Origin of the sequence: Kitasatospora sp. NPDC004669 (assembly GCF_040609455.1) — a bacterium.
Taxonomy (GTDB): Bacteria; Actinomycetota; Actinomycetes; order Streptomycetales; family Streptomycetaceae; genus Kitasatospora.
The window spans coordinates 1-1,306 of record NZ_JBEXKB010000226.1 but is presented as its reverse complement, the minus strand read 5'-3'; the positions used below and the strand labels follow the sequence as shown (position 1 = coordinate 1,306).

Annotated in this window: 1 protein-coding gene; it reads left to right on the top strand. The window is 67.9% G+C overall.

Annotation, left to right across the window (positions count from 1 at the left end; translation table 11 throughout):
* Positions 1–77 precede the first annotated feature (77 nt).
* Positions 78–1,267 (top strand): IS3 family transposase gene (locus ABZW30_RS47035; RefSeq protein ID WP_355677500.1). Its coding sequence is split into 2 segments (ribosomal slippage): positions 78–342 and positions 342–1,267, totalling 1,191 coding nucleotides; the frame shifts between segments, so codons are not numbered across the junction.
* The last annotated feature ends 39 nt before the right edge of the window (positions 1,268–1,306 follow it).

Sequence of the window (1,306 nt, the reverse complement as noted above, 5' to 3'; positions counted from 1 at the left end):
TTTGAGCTGCTCTGGCTTTCGTGGGGTCCCTGATGTCTGGGTTTGTTACGATCCAGGCGTAAGGAGAACCACGAGCAGTGCCAGCACCACGTAAGTACCCGGATGAACTCCGTGAGCGCGCCGTGCGCGAGGTCCGGTCGTCCGGCCGGCCTGTCGCTCACGTGGCCCGTGACCTCGGCATCCACAAGGAGGCCCTGCGGTCCTGGGTCCGCCAGGCCGAGGCCGACGCCGGAGAGCGGGACGACCGCCTCACCACCGCCGAGCGCGACGAACTGAAGGAACTGCGCAAGGAAGTCGCGGAGTTGAGGCGCGCGAACGAGATCCTCAAGGCCGCCAGCGTGTTTTTTGCCCAGGAGATCGACCGTCCCCGGACGAGGCCGAGCAGGTGATCGACCACCTGCGAGACGGCTTCGGGGTCGATCCCGTCTGCCGGGTGCTGGACCTGTCCCCGTCGACGTATTTCGCGCGCAAGCAGCGGCCCAAGTCGGCCCGCCGGCTCCGCGACGAGGAACTGATCCCGCTGGTCACGGCGGCGTGGGAGGACTCCGGCCGCACCTACGGTGCCCGCCGCGTCACCCGCGCCCTGGTCCGCGCGGGCCACCGGGTCGCGCGGTGCACCGTCGAGCGGCTGATGCGCGAGATCGGCATCGAGGGCGTCATCCGCGGACAGCGCCGCCGCACCGCCGTCCTCGAACCGGCCGCGCCGCGCCCGCCGGACCTGGTCAACCGGCGGTTCGCCGCCGAGCGCCCGAACCAGCTGTGGCTGGCCGACCTGACCTACATCCGGACCTGGTCGGGCTGGGTCTACGTCGCGTTCGTCCTGGACGCGTACTCGCGCCGGATCGTGGGCTGGCAGGCTGCCACCCACATGCGAACCGACCTGCCCCTGGACGCGCTGGAGATGGCGTTGTGGCGGCAGAAGATCAAGAAGGACGCCGGCCTCATTCATCACAGCGACCGCGGGTCGCAATATGTGTCCATTCGCTACACAGAGCGATTGGCTGAGGTCGGCGCCTCGGCGTCGGTCGGTTCTGTCGCGGACAGCTATGACAACGCGATGGCAGAGGCCCTGAACGGCACGTTCAAAGCCGAACTGATCGAGCATCAGGGACCATGGCGGGACTATGACGAGGTCGAGCGGGCCGTCTTCCAGTGGGTCGCGTGGTACAACGGTGAACGACTCCACTCCGCCCTCGGCTACCTCCCGCCCGACGAGTACGAACAGGCGTACTGGACGCAACTGGAGCAAGCCCCACAGACCGCTTGATCACACGATCGCGGACTCCACGAAATCCGGGGCAGCTCA